13 protein-coding genes are annotated in these 14,326 nt (G+C 45.4%); 6 read left to right on the forward strand and 7 right to left on the reverse strand.

Going from position 1 to position 14,326, the window contains the following annotated elements:
- Nucleotides 1-26: 26 nt before the first annotated feature.
- Together OCK74_RS19205 and OCK74_RS19210 are read right to left on the reverse strand one after the other, a co-directional pair.
- Nucleotides 27-479 (reverse strand): MarR family winged helix-turn-helix transcriptional regulator, encoded by a 453-nt coding sequence (locus tag OCK74_RS19205; RefSeq protein ID WP_279298700.1) that lies wholly within the window; start codon nt 477-479, stop codon nt 27-29.
- A 323-nt stretch (nt 480-802) separates the two neighbouring features.
- Nucleotides 803-1,531, reverse strand: coding sequence for a LolA-like protein (locus OCK74_RS19210; RefSeq protein ID WP_279298701.1), 729 nt, complete (start codon nt 1,529-1,531; stop codon nt 803-805).
- 171 nt (nt 1,532-1,702) lie between these two features.
- Between OCK74_RS19210 and OCK74_RS19215 the strand changes: the two genes are divergently transcribed.
- A complete protein-coding gene (locus OCK74_RS19215) occupies nt 1,703-4,381 on the forward strand; it encodes an outer membrane beta-barrel protein (protein WP_279298702.1) in 2,679 nt (892 codons plus the stop codon).
- Nucleotides 4,382-4,448: 67 nt separating this feature from the next.
- Here the strand turns inward: OCK74_RS19215 and OCK74_RS19220 are convergent, their stop codons facing one another.
- Nucleotides 4,449-5,324, reverse strand: coding sequence for a response regulator (locus tag OCK74_RS19220; protein WP_279298703.1), 876 nt, complete (start codon nt 5,322-5,324; stop codon nt 4,449-4,451).
- Nucleotides 5,325-5,730: 406 nt separating this feature from the next.
- Here OCK74_RS19220 and polA point away from each other — a divergent pair, with 406 nt between their 5' ends.
- Nucleotides 5,731-8,577 carry a DNA polymerase I gene (gene polA, locus OCK74_RS19225; protein ID WP_279298704.1) on the forward strand — a complete coding sequence of 949 codons (2,847 nt, stop codon included), beginning with the start codon at nt 5,731-5,733 and terminating at the stop codon, nt 8,575-8,577.
- A gap of 35 nt (nt 8,578-8,612) precedes the next feature.
- A complete protein-coding gene (locus tag OCK74_RS19230; protein ID WP_279298705.1) occupies nt 8,613-9,257 on the forward strand; it encodes a DsbA family protein in 645 nt (214 codons plus the stop codon).
- Here the strand turns inward: OCK74_RS19230 and blaOXA are convergent.
- Entirely contained in the window at nt 9,238-10,044 is an 807-nt protein-coding gene (blaOXA, locus tag OCK74_RS19235) for a class D beta-lactamase (RefSeq protein WP_279298706.1), read from the reverse strand. The two genes, OCK74_RS19230 and blaOXA, sit on opposite strands and share 20 nt — an antisense overlap.
- Before the next feature lie 226 nt (nt 10,045-10,270).
- On the opposite strand from blaOXA, the gene OCK74_RS19240 reads away from it, so the two are divergent.
- Nucleotides 10,271-10,822, forward strand: a complete 552-nt coding sequence (locus OCK74_RS19240; protein WP_279298707.1) for a hypothetical protein — start codon at nt 10,271-10,273, stop codon at nt 10,820-10,822.
- A 69-nt stretch (nt 10,823-10,891) separates the two neighbouring features.
- Nucleotides 10,892-11,089, forward strand: a complete 198-nt coding sequence (locus OCK74_RS19245) for a hypothetical protein (RefSeq protein ID WP_279298708.1) — start codon at nt 10,892-10,894, stop codon at nt 11,087-11,089.
- Here the strand turns inward: OCK74_RS19245 and OCK74_RS19250 are convergent, their stop codons facing one another.
- Nucleotides 11,090-12,367 (reverse strand): Y-family DNA polymerase, encoded by a 1,278-nt coding sequence (locus OCK74_RS19250; protein ID WP_279298709.1) that lies wholly within the window; start codon nt 12,365-12,367, stop codon nt 11,090-11,092.
- Between the two features lie 57 nt (nt 12,368-12,424).
- Entirely contained in the window at nt 12,425-12,856 is a 432-nt protein-coding gene (locus tag OCK74_RS19255) for a LexA family protein (protein ID WP_279298710.1), read from the reverse strand.
- 87 nt (nt 12,857-12,943) lie between these two features.
- Here OCK74_RS19255 and OCK74_RS19260 point away from each other — a divergent pair, with 87 nt between their 5' ends.
- Complete coding sequence (locus OCK74_RS19260; RefSeq protein WP_279298711.1) at nt 12,944-13,549, forward strand: 2'-5' RNA ligase family protein; 606 nt, start codon at nt 12,944-12,946, stop codon at nt 13,547-13,549.
- 24 nt (nt 13,550-13,573) lie between these two features.
- On the opposite strand, the gene OCK74_RS19265 is transcribed toward OCK74_RS19260, so the two are convergent.
- Nucleotides 13,574-14,287 (reverse strand): SOS response-associated peptidase, encoded by a 714-nt coding sequence (locus OCK74_RS19265; RefSeq protein WP_279298712.1) that lies wholly within the window; start codon nt 14,285-14,287, stop codon nt 13,574-13,576.
- Between the last annotated feature and the right edge of the window lie 39 nt (nt 14,288-14,326).

The following is a 14,326-nucleotide window of genomic DNA, read 5'->3' on the forward strand; positions in this document are numbered from 1 at the left end:
GTTGATGCTGTCTATTGTTGATTATGTCAACTATCTGCATGAATTTTTTTACAATCTGTGGATTGTTTTATCGTGAGTAGTACCTCGCGAAAGATGTTCATTTTTTCTTCAGGAATGGATTGCGTGATCTCCTGGAAAACTTCATTCAATACTTGCATCGCTTTGTCCAGCATTTGCTGACCGGCCTTGGTTATTACTAAAATCTTTCTCCTTCTATCCGAGTTGTCATTCACTCTCACCACCAGGTTTTTCTCTTCCAGGGCGTCCAAATGCCGCATGACAGCTGATTTATCCTTGCCTGCAAACTCAGCCAGGTCCGACTGGATGGTATCTTTTCTCTTTGATAAAATATACAGGACGCCAAACTGCTCTGTTGTAAGGTTGATGTCTTGTTCTACAATCTGTTGGTGTACTTTTTTGCAAAATTTGAAATTGACTTCTCCCAACAAGAGTGCAGTTGAATATTGTGTTTCGTTCATCTGGGTTATCTTTTTAAATCGCCATTATTTCTAATAGCGGTACAAAGATAAAAATAAATAGGTGACATAGTCAACTAATATCGGTAAAAGTATGGTGGTGATCGGTTAACGGCAGAAAAATGAGATGAAAGGTGGTTTTTTTGAGATGAAAGGGCGGGGCAGGAGATGATAGAAGGCAGATGATTGATGATAGATGTTAGATGACAAATGATAGAGGGAGAGTGGGAGTTGATGGGCAATTGGGGGCATGAAAATGCCCGGTTTATGGCCGGGCATTTTCATTTAGAAATTGTGATGTTGTATAGTTATATAAGCACAACAGCTTAATTAGCTGGCATTTCGAAGATCTTGGGGTCTATTTCCTTGTTTACTTCTACTTTTTTGAAGGTTGTAGCCAAGCTAAAGCCTTGTGGTAGTGCGACTTCTGTTTTATATGGCATGGTAAAGCCATAATCGGTTTTCTTATAATCCGAAAACGAAATTTCTACTTCAGCTTCCTGGCCACCCATGTTGGCTACTTTTACCACTTTGACGAGGTAATACGTATTGGCATCGATGAAGTAGGTTGTTGTATCCTGCTCTTTTGTTGACAGCTTTATTTTATAAGCATCTGCGTTGGCTACTTTTTCTTTTCCTACCAATTCTGCCTTGTTGCCATGAGCCTGGTAGTCTAATAAAGCGCCGCCAATCACCATTTGGTCTTTGCTGGCATTAAATTGTTCTGCTGGCAGCGGTTGCGGAGCAGAGCTTCCCATCATAGGGTTGATCATCCAACCACCTTTTTCATTCATGGCATTTACGATCTTCTGGCCATTAAATTCCATTTCGCTTTTATAGCCTTTACCGTTCAGGATATAAGAGGTGATTGGGGCTTGATTTCCCATTAAATCCACAGCACCTTCCATGTAAAGGGATTTTATCTGGCTGACCTTTTCCTTGCCACCTATAGCGGATATATGCTTGCTGATGATTTCGTCGGCTGTCTGGGCTTGAACTAAAATCGTGCTGAACAGAGCAGTCGCTGCCAGCAAACCTGTTTTGAGAATTTTCATTGTTGTTTCATTAAGTGTGGTGATAAAACTAGGTAATTCTTCAGTTAGATGAGTTATTTATTTGATAAATGGCGGGGAAGGTGCATCCATTCGTCGCAGCATTTTCTCCGCTTGTCTCATTTGGGAGGGATAAAAAGTAAGTTCAAGTAAATTTGCGTCATAATTACGTTTATGAAAAGGATATTGTTTTTAGTGATGGCGGCGTTTTTAACGCTTTCTCTCTACGCCCAGTTTCCGGTCGGCGTACCTGCCGGGGGAAAGACGGGCCAGAAAGCACCCAGTATTGGTCATATTTATGGAAAGATCGTTGATAGCACTGGTAAGCCAATTGCCGAGGCATCAGTGATGTTAATGCAGAATAAACTTGATACCGTTACCAAGAAAAGGAAGGAAGTGTTGCTGAAAGGAATGCTTACTAAAGGAAATGGCGATTTCAACTTTGAGGACCTGCCTATTTTTGGACAATTGAAGCTGAAGATCTCTGCGACAGGGTATGCCCCGGTAGAGCAAACTGTGGCTTTTCAAATGAAAATGCCTGCAGGGGGGCAAAGGCCTGCAAATGGCGGAACACCGGATATGTCGGCCATCAGCAGTGCGTTGAATAACGTTGATAAAGATTTGGGAAATATTACCCTTAAGACCGATGTGCAACAACTTCAGAACGTTGTCGTCGCTTCTTCTACCGGACGGTTGAGGATGGATATTGATAAAAAAGTGTTTTCTGTAGATGCGAATATCGTTTCTGCTGGTGGTACCGCTGTGGATGTGATGAAGAATGTGCCTTCTGTGCAAGTAGATATGGATGGGAACGTTACCCTCCGTAATGCTTCTCCGCAGATCTATGTGGACGGCAGGCCCACTACGCTTACGCTGGACCAGATCCCGGCCGACGCTATTGAAAGTGTAGAGGTGATCACCAACCCTTCAGCAAAGTACGACGCTTCAGGAGGAACTGCGGGTATCCTGAATATCGTTTTAAAGAAAAATAAGAAGACCGGCTATAATGGAAATGTACAGGCTGGTGTGGACAAGCGTGGCGGTTTGAACGGCGGTGGTAGCTTTAATCTGCGCCAAAATAAAATAAACCTTTCTCTGTCCACTTTTGGCAACCAGAACAGGAACCGGAATACCGGCAGTACCGAGATCAAAAGCCTGGCGAATTCACCTGCCTTGCTAGTTGATCAGGCTAACAAGAACCGTAATAATGGTGGTTTCCTTTTCGGGCGTCTAGGGCTCGACTATTTTATTACCAACCGCACTACACTCTATGTAAGCGGGGTAAAGGTGCATGGCAGTTTCAAACCAGAAGACTTCCTTAAAACGGATAGTTCTTACGAAAATGGTAACTATATCAGCTATAGCGAACGCAATGCTAACAATAACAGGGAATTCAATGCTGGTGGTCTGCAAGGCGGCTTCAAATACCTCTTCCCCAAGCAAGGTGAGGAGTTGACCGGGGATATTAATTTCTTCTCGGGCAAAAGCGAGAATAATGCGCTCTACAATACAGATATTTATAATAAGGCCGGAGGTGTGCAAACCGGCAACATCCGCCAGCAGGTAATGGGTGATGGAACTAACCGGTTCCTGACGATGCAGGTGGATTATGTAAAACCTTTTAAAGGTTCGGCCAAGCTGGAAACAGGTTTGCGGGCTCAATTGCGTAAAATGAGCAACCAACAGGGAAACTTCTTTTATGATGCGACTTCCGGGCAATTCATAGAGATCCCGTCCACCAGCAATAACTACGAGAGTGATGATGATGTGTATGCGGGTTATCTTTCTTATACCAACAGTTACAAGAATTTTGGTTATAAGCTGGGACTGCGTGCAGAGAGTTCTCAATATGATGGAACATTGATTGATAAAAAGGAAACTTTCGGCAATACGTATCCGATTAGCCTGTTCCCTTCTATCTTCCTGAGCCAGAAACTGAAAAACAACCAGGAATTACAGCTGAGCTATACCCGCAGGATCAACAGGCCATTCTTTATGCAACTGATCCCGTTCATTGATTCTACGGACCAGTTGAACTGGAGCAAGGGTAATCCCGACCTGAAGCCTGAGTTTACCAACTCGCTGGAAGCTTCTTATACTAAAACGTTAAAGGGCGGACATACTTTATTGGGGTCGGTTTATTATAAATACTCGACTGACCTGATCACCCGCTACCTGGATACGCTGACCATTGCTGATGGTTCCAAGAGAAATGTGAATACTTATATCAATGCCAACTCGAGCCGTTCGATTGGTGCGGAGCTGACGTCGCAAAATACTATTACCAAGTGGTGGGATATGAATACCAATGTGAACATCTACAATTCCGAGATCAAGATAGATCCTGAACTGGGAGCGTCACAAGAAGCACTCTGGAGCTGGTTTGGTAAGATCAACTCCAACTTTAAGCTGCCTAAAAATTTTACTGTTCAGTTATCCGGAACTTACCAGTCTAAAACCAACCTGCCTCCTAATAGCGGTGGTGGCGGACAGCGCGGTGGTCCTGGTGGCGGTGGCCCTGGCGGCGGAGGTCCCGGTGGTGGTTTTTCTCAAAGTGCTGCGCAGGGATATATCAAATCTACCTATGGTATCGATGCTGCTTTGAAAAAGAGTTTCCTGAAGAACAATGCCGCTTCGGTAACGTTTAGTGTGAACGACATTTTCCAGACCCGGAGGATGGATCAGTATTCTGAGAGCGATTTTTACATCCAGAACAGTCACCGTCTAGGCGACTCTCCTATGATGCGTTTGACATTTGCGTTCCGCTTTGGTAAGATGGATGCATCATTGTTCAAAAGGAAGAATACGAAAGCGGAAGGAGAAGGCATGCAGGGAGCGATGGATAGCATGTAGAGGGGAATGATGAATGAATTGAATGACGAATGGGCCTTGGCCCATTCGTCATTTTTTTTGACATTCATCAGGTGTTGATGGGTTGTTCGAGTAAGAAGTGGTTGAGGGATTCTAAAAGGGTGTGGGGCTTCAGGGGTTTGTGGATGCATTGGTTGAAGCCAACTTCGAGGCTACGTTTGTCGGAGTCGGGATAATAACCGGCTGTCAGGGCTATGATGGGGATTTGGGAGGCCAGTTTTTTACGCATGTAGTTTGCTGCCTGGAAACCATCAACGTGTGGCATTTGGAGGTCGAGCAGCACAAGGTCATAGTTCCTGTTTTTTTCATACAGGTCTAATGCTTCCCTGCCATCACTGGCAATATCAACCAGCATTCCTTCTTTTTTCAGCAGGTGTTCAATGATCTTCTGGTTGAGTTCGTTGTCATCGGCTACCAATATTCTTTTGCCTGCAAGCTTTTTTTCTGTGGGTTGTGCGGCTTCTGTTTTGGCTTCTTTGCGAAATTTGAGTAAGAATTTAAAAGTGGTCCCAACACCATACAAGCTGTTAATGTCTGCCTTGCCGCCGCCCTCCTCCACCACTCTGCGGGCTTTGGTCAGCTGGCGTTTATAGGTAAACAAATTGATTCCTGGTTCCTCAAGAATCTTTCCTCCATTATCGGTGACGGCAAATTCCAGTAATACTTCTTTTTCGGCTTGTAGCAGCTGTTTTACTGAGACCATGATGCTGGTCGCTCCCACGTATTCAGCAGCCGTGTTCATGAGCAGTTCCAATGTATCCAGCAAAACTTGCTTGTTGCCAATGAGTGTAAGTGGTTCTACGAGGTCATCAACTCTTTGTAGTTTTATTCGCCGGTATTTTTCATTAAAATGAAATTCGTGCAGGCATTCTTCAATTATTTGTTGAAGCTTAAAGGTTTGTTTTTCAGATGTGAACTTATTCATAAGCAGAACCTGGGGGTTTCATAGTTTATAATTGACATTGTTAATCATTCATTTTCAACTATTTAAAGATTGAAAACCGGCAATTTCATGAAGCCAGAATATAGATTTTATGTCATCATGTTTTCAAGAAGTGCTTCAAAACATGACTAATTAAGGGTTCTGTCTTTCTACAGTGGACAAGCGCTCGTAGATTTTATCTACTCAAAGTAGATAAAGTTCAAATGTAATGGTTTCCTCTTATTTGTGTAGCTGTTTTGACAAGAATCATACCAACAAGTGGAATGACGAGTGAGGAAAAAGATGATAGATGATGGATGATAGAAGAGAGGTTGGGAAGGAGGGGCTGAGTGGAGGATTGAGGGATAGAGGGGTGAGGGCTATTGTCAATTGATTTAACTTCGCCGGCATGGAGAAGAAACTGTTTTTGCTGGATGCCTACGCGCTTATTTTCCGTGCGTATTACGCCCTTATCCGCAATCCGCGCATTACCTCGAAAGGAAAGAATACAAATGCCCAGTTTGGGTTTACCAATACCATTATTGAACTGATCAACAACCAGAAGCCTACCCATATGGCTGTGTGTTTTGATACAGCGGCGCCTACTGAGCGTCATACTGACTTTACTGAATACAAAGCCCACCGCCAGGAAACGCCGGAGGATATTTCTGCGGCCGTTCCGGATATTATGAAGATCCTCAAAGGATTGAATATCCCGATCATTGCAAAGGATGGCTATGAGGCGGATGACGTGATCGGTACCTTGAGCAAGCAGGCCGAAAAATTGGGTTACGAGGTGTATATGGTGACGCCGGATAAAGACTATGGTCAGCTGGTTTCGGATAAAGTGAAAATTTATAAACCGGGCTACCAGGGTGGTGACGTGGAGATCATGGGACCGCAGGAAGTGTGTGAAAAATGGTGTATCCAGAACGTAGAACAGGTGATCGACATCCTGGGCCTCATGGGAGATGCCGTTGACAATATTCCAGGCATTGCCGGTGTGGGACAAAAGACTGCCTGCAAGCTATTGACTGAATATGGTACGCTGGAGGGCGTGCTGGAGCATGCTGATAAAATTAAAGGGGCACTGGGAGAGAAGATCAGGGCCGGTCGCGAAGATGCCATCCTATCTAAAAAGCTGGCGACCATTATTACCAATGTGCCGGTGGAATTTCATGAAGAGGACTTTTTGGTGAAGGAGTGGAATAAAGACGTGCTGAGGGAGATCTTTATTGAACTGGAATTCAGGACCGTGGGCCGGAGATTGCTGGGTGAAGACTTTGCCGAACCGGCCGCTGCGCCTAAAAAAGCTGTTGCCGGTGTGCAAGCTGATTTGTTTGGATCTGCAGGAGAAGAGGCCTCACCGGGTTCTTCAGCTCAATCGGCCAAACCAGGAGATTTGGAGGAGGGTGAAATTTCGGTGGTACATCCTACCAGGAACATCCATAATACGCCGCATGAATATGAACTCGTTGAGAGTGAAGCAGAAATGGCTGCTTTGCTGAAGGCGTTGCAAGAAAATGCGGAAATCTCTTTCGATACTGAGACCACAGGGATCGACGCCAACAATGCCGAACTGGTAGGGTTGAGTTTTGCGGTAAAACCACAAAGTGGATGGTATGTACCGGTACCTTCTAATAAGCAGGAGGCTTTGCAATTGCTGGAGCGTTTCAGGCCTGTCTTTAGCGATCCATCCAAAACCTGGGTCGGTCATAATATCAAGTATGACCTGCTGATGTTGAAGTGGTATGGCATGGAGCTGAAAGGAAAGCTGTTCGACACGCTGCTGGCGCACTATTTAATTGAGCCGGATGGCAAGCGCAATATGGACTGGTTGAGTGCCAAGTTCCTGGGTTATGAGCCTATCCATATTGAAGAATTGATTGGCAAGAAGGGTAAGAACCAGGGGAATATGAGGGATGTGGCGTTGGACAAGATCAAGGAGTATGCTGTTGAGGATGCCGATGTGACGCTGCAGTTCCGGAATGTGTTCCAGCCTATGCTGAAACAAAACGAGGTGGAAACGGTATTTGAGAAAGTGGAAAGTCCGCTGGTGCCCGTGCTGGTAGATATGGAGCACGAGGGGGTGAAGATCGATGTAGACTTTTTACAGGAGTATTCCAAAGTGCTGGAAACCGAAGCAAAGGTTCATGAAGAAAAGGTGTATGAGATTGCTGATGTACGTTTCAATCTGGGTTCTCCCAAGCAATTAGGAGAAGTGTTGTTTGAAAAGCTGAAGCTGGATCCCAAAGCCAAAAAGACCAAGACCGGTCAGTATGCTACGGGTGAAGAAGTGCTGAGCAAGCTGGCTAATGAGCATCCTATTGCGGAAAATATTCTGGCTTACCGTGAGTATACGAAATTGAAATCGACCTATGTAGATGCGCTGCCGCTCCTGATCAACCAAAAGACGGGAAGGGTGCATACTACTTTTGGCCAGGCTGTAGCTGTTACGGGAAGGCTGGCGAGCAACAATCCCAACCTTCAAAATATTCCTATCAGGACTGAGCGCGGCCGTGAGATCAGGAAGGCGTTTGTCCCAAGGGATAAGAACCACATCCTGGTGAGTGCCGACTACTCACAAATTGAGTTGCGCATCGTTGCGGCTCTTAGTGGCGATCCGGCTATGTGTGAGGCTTTCTGGCAAAACAAGGATATTCATACGGCTACTGCAGCCAAGGTGTACAATGTGGCCGAGGAGGCTGTTACCAAAGAGATGCGCCGTAAAGCCAAGAGTGTCAACTTTGGTATTGTGTATGGACAAGGTGCTTTTGGCCTGGCGGAGAACATTAATGTAAGTCGTGCAGAAGCCAAGACCATTATTGATAATTACAAGAAAGAGTTTGCCGGCATTACCAGGTACTTGGACGATATGATCAACTTTGCCCGCGAGCATGGGTATGTGCAGACTGTGTTGGGCCGTAAGCGCTGGTTGCGTGATATCAACTCTGCCAACTTTACGGTAAGAGGATTTGCCGAGCGTAATGCTATTAATTCGCCGATACAGGGTACAGCTGCAGATATGATCAAACTGGCGATGGTGAAGGTGCACCAGGCGTTTGTGGCGCATGGTTTCCAGTCGAAGATGGTGTTGCAGGTGCATGATGAGTTGGTGTTTGATGTGGTGAAGGAAGAATTGGAAAAGGTGAAGCCGGTGATTTTGGAGTGTATGCAATCGGCGATGGAGTTGCCGAACAATGTGCCGATTTTGGCGGAAGTGGGAGAGGGAAGTAATTGGTTGGAGGCACATTAGGGATTTGGGATTATTAATTAAAAAGTAAAAAGAGCATGCAGCCTACGATATATTATTGTTATGATGCTTATTGCGGGTGGTGTTATGGGTTTAGCCCGGTGATGAAGAGCATTGCGGAGGAGTATAAGGACAAGATCACCTTTGATGTATTATCGGGCGGTATGATCCTGCCTGAGGAGCCTACGCATTTTGGTGCATTGGCTAATTACATTCAAACGTCTTATGAACAGGTGGAGGAAATGACGGGCGTGCAATTTGGCCAGGACTTTTTGTGGCATGTGTTCAATCCGGAGGATACGGATTGGTTTCCTGATTCAACAAAGCCGTCTATTGCTCTTTGCATTTTCAAAGAGTATTTTCCGGGTAATGCCATACAGATGGCGTCGGACCTGCAATATGCTTTGAACTTTGAAGGAAGAGACTTAACTGATGATGAGGCGTACAGGCATTTGTTGCACCAGTATGGTATACCTGAAGATGATTTTTATGCAAAGTTGAGGAGTGAGGAGTACAAGGAGAAGGCCCATTATGAAATGGCACTGGTGCGGCAGTTGAAAGTAACAGGGTATCCTACTGTATTGATGCAGGTGAGTGATAGCAAGTTTTATTTGCTGGCGCAGGGGTATACAGATTATGAGACGTTGAAGAGGAGGATTGAATCTACCTCCTCCCTTCCATAAATCCCAACTGCTTCAAAATACCTTTCAGCATATTGATACGAATAGGGATGAGGTCGGCGTTCTTGTCGGGAGTTTCTATATTGAGTACAAAGAAATAGGGGTGTTTGTTTTCTTCGATCCAGCCAACTACCCAGCCCAGTTGGTTGCCTTTTTCTGTGAAGCCGAGGCCGGTTTTGTATGCCAGCCTGTATGCGGGCTGGTTTTCAAAAAGCATAGCACGTTTTACTATTTCCTGGTTGATCTGGTGAAATGGAAGTTGGTTGAAGTAAAGCCTTTTCACCAATCCTATTTGTTCGTCAGGCGTAATCTTCAGCGAGTTGTTCAGCCAGAAGGTATCGATGGCGCCGCCAATTTTCTTATTGCCATATGCTAATGAATCCAGCCAGAACTGCATAGTGTCCTTGCCAATGCGGCGGGCCACTTCCTGGTAGTAAGGTACGGCTGATACGCGGAAGGCTTCATACATGGTGAGGTCCTTGTTCCATTCGGGAACGCTTCTTTGTATTCCATCCCATTTGATGACCATGGTATCGCTGCTGATGATCCCTGTTTGGAGACCGATCAATGAGTTGACGATCTTAAATGTTGAAGCGGGCAGGTAGGCGCTGTCGCGGTAGCGGTCCAGGTTGTAGACAGTGAATTTGCCGGAGGCATTGTCCATAAGGGCGAATGTGCCTGCTACCTTATTGTCATTGAAGAACTTTTCAAGGGAATTGTCAACTTTTACATTATTAGGAGTACAACTAAATAAACAACAAACAGAAAGTACGAACAGCAGATGCTTCATGGAAAAAATTTGCGCAAAGATAATGACCGCGGATTGGTGGGATTGATAGGATTATGGGAATGACGAATGATTCGAATCCGCCAAAGGCGGACAAGTTTGAATGTAGAATGGGGAAGCATAGATATTGAGATAGTAAGAGGTTGGGATATTGTCAGTTGCTGCTGTGAGCGGTGTCATAAGATTAGTTGGGGGTTGTGGACAAATTTGTCTCTAATAAGGGACGAGTATGAGACGACTTCTATTATCAGCTGTTTTCTTTTCTGTTTTAATGGGCTGTGCACAAGCCCAGGATAGTGCACGCAAAGGCTTTACTATTGGACTGGAGCAGGATGTGCTTCCTTATACTACGGGAGGCTATTTTGCTGGTTTGTGGGCAGGTAAGGGACATGTACGGGTAAGAACCATTATGGCTCAAGTGAACAAACCTGATTTTATTGTGAAGGAAAGCTTTACCAATAACAAGGTGACGGCTTATGCTGTTTTGGGGGATTACTTCCTTAAGGAGAACTGGAAGGGCTGGTGGGCCGGTACCGGGTTGGTTTACTGGAAAAGCAGTATCCAATCGGATGCGCGGTTGCAAACTGTGCATTATGAAAACATATTGCTGAATGGAAGCCTTGGCTATAACTGGAAAATTTACCGGAACTTTTATATAAGTCCCTGGGCTGGCATGCACCTGCGGGTTGGGGGTGATCAGAAAGTAACAGCGGATGGGAAGTCATTCGTTCCACCGCTGCTGAATCCTGAAGCGTCTGTGAAGGTAGGCTGGCATTTTTAAGAAAGGAGATTTTTAACTTTTGTTGTAACATTTTTCTTTCTTCTTTCGTCGAATGAATAAATGGGCAACATGAGACCTCAATCGACTTACAAATTGCTGTTGGCTTCTTTTCTGGTTTGTTTGGCTATAACTTGTCTTTTTGTGCTGAACAAACAGTTGTATGCATCAGGTAAGGAGGCTTGTTGCAAAGAGGAACCAGAAGTGAAATCAGAATTGCCGTGGGAAAGCATGACATTCCAGTTTGTGGGATCGGTGTTGTTCAAATAACTATTCTACTTGCCGGAGGTCGGCCCAGCGTGTGGTATAGAGGGGCGAATGAAAGCTTTGCTGCATTTTCCAGGTTTTTTTGGTGCCGGCGGAGACAAAATTCACTACATTGCCGCGCATACTGAAGTTGATATTATCCATCATTTCCATTAAAGAACGTCCAATACTTTTGCCGGGTTCAAATAAGTTACCCTGGATCGCATCATCGGGGACAATACTGCTTAAGATCACACCTGCTTTTTTATATTTCTTTCCATTTACAAACAGGCTTTCTACCATCTGCAGTGCAGGCTTTATCAATTCATTGGTTAAGGAAGTAGGCTGAGGCAGGTTGGTGTAGGCATTAACTGTGGGGCCATGTTTGAAATTTGGTGATTCTATTTTTTCCTGGGAGACAAGGAATACACTGATCATGCAGGCTGCCCCGTTTTGCCGGCGCAGTTTTTCGGCAGCACGGGAGGTATAGGAGGCAACTGCTTCTTTTAAATGGCAGAGGTCGGTTACGGCTGTTCCGAACATGCGGGTGGTGGAGATCATCTTTTTATTCGCCAGTTCGTCCTTCATGGTGATGGTATCTTCTCCGCGCAGTTCTTTCAGTAACCGTACCCCGACTACTCCGCCCATATTTTTGCGCACCCATTCTTCCGATAAATTACGTACATCCCAGGCTGTTGTTATGCCCCACATGTTCAGCTTGTCTGCATACTTTCTTCCAATGCCCCATACATCCGAGACCCTCGTGGTCTTCAGTGCTGCTATAATCTCTTCTTCCGGTTCCAGGATGGTGATGCATTGGGATTGTGTTTTATTCTTCTTTGCCATTTTATTTGCCATCTTTGCCAGGGTCTTTGTAGGAGCCATGCCAATAGATACTTTAATGCCGGTCCATTTGTCGACTGTATCCCTGATCTCATTCGCCAATCTTTGCAGTTGGGTGCCTGAATAGCCATGGAGGTCCAGGAAAGCTTCGTCTACAGAATATACTTCTACGTTTCCTTCGCCTACAAAAGTTTTCAGTACTTCCATCACCCGCCAGCTCATGTCGCCATATAAGTTATAGTTGGATGAAAAAACCTCCACCTTATGCGCTTCAATCAGATGCTTAGCTTTAAAATAAGGTCCGGCCATGCCAATACCTATGGCTTTTGCTTCATCAGTGCGGGAAATGATGCAGCCGTCGTTGTTGCTGAGTACTACGATTGGTCTTTCGTCCAGGTCGGGACGAAAGACTTTTTCGCAGGAGCAGTAGAAAGAGTTACAGTCGACGATAGCTTTCATTAGAGGGGTTTGAGGGAATGACGAACCTTTTGAATGACGAATTACGGATGACGAATTTTAAACTGTGTGGATGACGTAGGTGACGACCCCCCAGATGGAGAACTGGGTGCAATTGTCTATTTCCAGGGGTGCTAACTTGTCGGTTGCAGGCAGTAATCGTACCCGGTTGTTGAACCTTTCGTAATAGCGAATTAACATTTCTCCGTTGAGTACGGCAATTACTACTTTCCCGTTCCTGGGCTCCAGGGAACGGTCGACGATCACCACATCACCGCCATGTATACCCGCACCGATCATGGCATTGCTGTTCACACGCATAAAAAATGTAGCCGGCTTGTTCCTGATGAGCTGCTCGTTCAAATCGATGCCTCTTTGCGCATAGTCGTCCGCAGCAGCGCCAAAGCCTGTTGCATTGGCTGTTTTCACATTGTGCTGGGTAAAATCTTTTGAGCCTTTGTAGTCCGCGTAATAAAATTCTTCTCCTTCCATAACAAATTGGTTTTGTTATGCTAAATTATTTAGTATTTTTATACTAATAAAATTAGGTTATCCACTTCACTTTTAAAACCAACGTTTATGAATAATTTATTTCAAATGCCGGCGTACAGGATCAATGAGTATCGAGTGGTGGTGCCATTGCCTGAGGTTTTGCAGGAAAAGATGCATCATTTACGCGTATGCATGCACGAAAAGCATGGGGTAAAGTTGCCGTTTGATCTGAAGCCAAGTCTCACCATTTTGAATTGCCATGCTTTTGAAAGAATTGAGCCCAAGTTGGTGGAACGGCTGCAAGAAGTTGCTATGAGCCACAATCCTTTCAAAGTAGAGATCAAAGATTTTTCTGCTTATCCTTCCCACACTATTTACGCCGATGTATTGACCAGGAGTCCCTTCAATGAGCTGGTCAAAAACCTCAGGAAGGCCAAATGGCTGATGAACATTCCCCAACACGAACCTTATTTTATTACAGAGCCCCACCTGATCCTGGCGCAGCGACTAAAGCCGAAAGAGTTTACCCGCATGTGGCTGGATTGTGAACACCGGCAGTTTACTGGCAGGTTTGTTGCAGATGCGATGCTGCTGTTGAAGCGCAGTCCTATTAATAAGCGGTGGACCGTGTTGCGCCGGATGGAGTTTATGAGTTTACCCATGTTTGTGAAACAAGGAGAGCTGTTTGCGTAAGTGAACCTATTGACCATTCACCATTCACGATGCCAGTTCTGCGTATTCATAGGGTTGGGTGACTTCGGGGACGTTTGTATCGGCGCCGCGGGTGGTGATGAGTTTGGAAATGGGATGGGCTTTCATGAGTGCATTGTCGCAGGGGGCGAGGAGGGATTGGATATCCTCTTTGTTCAATGCAGGGTCGAGCCAGGTGTCCCAAAGTTCATGGGGCAGTATGACGGGCATGCGTTGCTTGGTGTTGTGAATCTTTGCCATCAGTGGATTGGCATCGGTAGTAATGATGGTAAAGGTGCGCAGGAGTTCGCCGGTTTCTTTATCGGTCCAATGGGAATAAAGTCCGGCAAAGGCAAACAGCTGCAGCCCATCCAGGTGTACGAAGTGCGGGTATTTTTTCTTCCGGTATTCCATCCATTCAAAGAAACCATCAGCTAGTACTAAACAGCGGTTCTCCTTTACATAAGTGCGGAAGGAAGGTTTTTCAAATACCGTCTCACCTTTGGCGTTCAGCGTTTGCGCTCTCAGTTTTTGTGCATCTTCTGCCGTTTTTACCCAGTGTGGGATCAGTCCCCATTGATAAGCCTGTACCTTGCGGGGCTCCTGCATGGTGATGACGGGCATTGGCGCAAATTCAAAGCCGCTAACATGGTAAACCGGCTCGAAGGGCATTTCCCATTCGGCGCGGATCATTTTCATGATCTCTTCCTGTTTCTTGGTAAGGGAGTAGTGGTAGCACATACATTGTAAAGGTAAATGGAATGACGAATAATTCGAGTG

Source organism: Paraflavisolibacter caeni, assembly GCF_025628885.1.
Lineage (GTDB): Bacteria > Bacteroidota > Bacteroidia > Chitinophagales > Chitinophagaceae > Flavisolibacter > Flavisolibacter caeni.

What these genes read in the sequence shown, in the direction of transcription:
- OCK74_RS19205 (WP_279298700.1), bottom strand. Translation starts at nt 479, where the DNA reads ATGAACGAAACACAATATTCAACTGCACTCTTGTTGGGAGAAGTCAAT.
- OCK74_RS19210 (WP_279298701.1), bottom strand. Translation starts at nt 1,531, where the DNA reads ATGAAAATTCTCAAAACAGGTTTGCTGGCAGCGACTGCTCTGTTCAGC.
- OCK74_RS19215 (WP_279298702.1), top strand. Translation starts at nt 1,703, where the DNA reads ATGAAAAGGATATTGTTTTTAGTGATGGCGGCGTTTTTAACGCTTTCT.
- OCK74_RS19220 (WP_279298703.1), bottom strand. Translation starts at nt 5,324, where the DNA reads ATGAATAAGTTCACATCTGAAAAACAAACCTTTAAGCTTCAACAAATA.
- polA (WP_279298704.1), top strand. Translation starts at nt 5,731, where the DNA reads ATGGAGAAGAAACTGTTTTTGCTGGATGCCTACGCGCTTATTTTCCGT.
- OCK74_RS19230 (WP_279298705.1), top strand. Translation starts at nt 8,613, where the DNA reads ATGCAGCCTACGATATATTATTGTTATGATGCTTATTGCGGGTGGTGT.
- blaOXA (WP_279298706.1), bottom strand. Translation starts at nt 10,044, where the DNA reads ATGAAGCATCTGCTGTTCGTACTTTCTGTTTGTTGTTTATTTAGTTGT.
- OCK74_RS19240 (WP_279298707.1), top strand. Translation starts at nt 10,271, where the DNA reads ATGAGACGACTTCTATTATCAGCTGTTTTCTTTTCTGTTTTAATGGGC.
- OCK74_RS19245 (WP_279298708.1), top strand. Translation starts at nt 10,892, where the DNA reads ATGAGACCTCAATCGACTTACAAATTGCTGTTGGCTTCTTTTCTGGTT.
- OCK74_RS19250 (WP_279298709.1), bottom strand. Translation starts at nt 12,367, where the DNA reads ATGAAAGCTATCGTCGACTGTAACTCTTTCTACTGCTCCTGCGAAAAA.
- OCK74_RS19255 (WP_279298710.1), bottom strand. Translation starts at nt 12,856, where the DNA reads ATGGAAGGAGAAGAATTTTATTACGCGGACTACAAAGGCTCAAAAGAT.
- OCK74_RS19260 (WP_279298711.1), top strand. Translation starts at nt 12,944, where the DNA reads ATGAATAATTTATTTCAAATGCCGGCGTACAGGATCAATGAGTATCGA.
- OCK74_RS19265 (WP_279298712.1), bottom strand. Translation starts at nt 14,287, where the DNA reads ATGTGCTACCACTACTCCCTTACCAAGAAACAGGAAGAGATCATGAAA.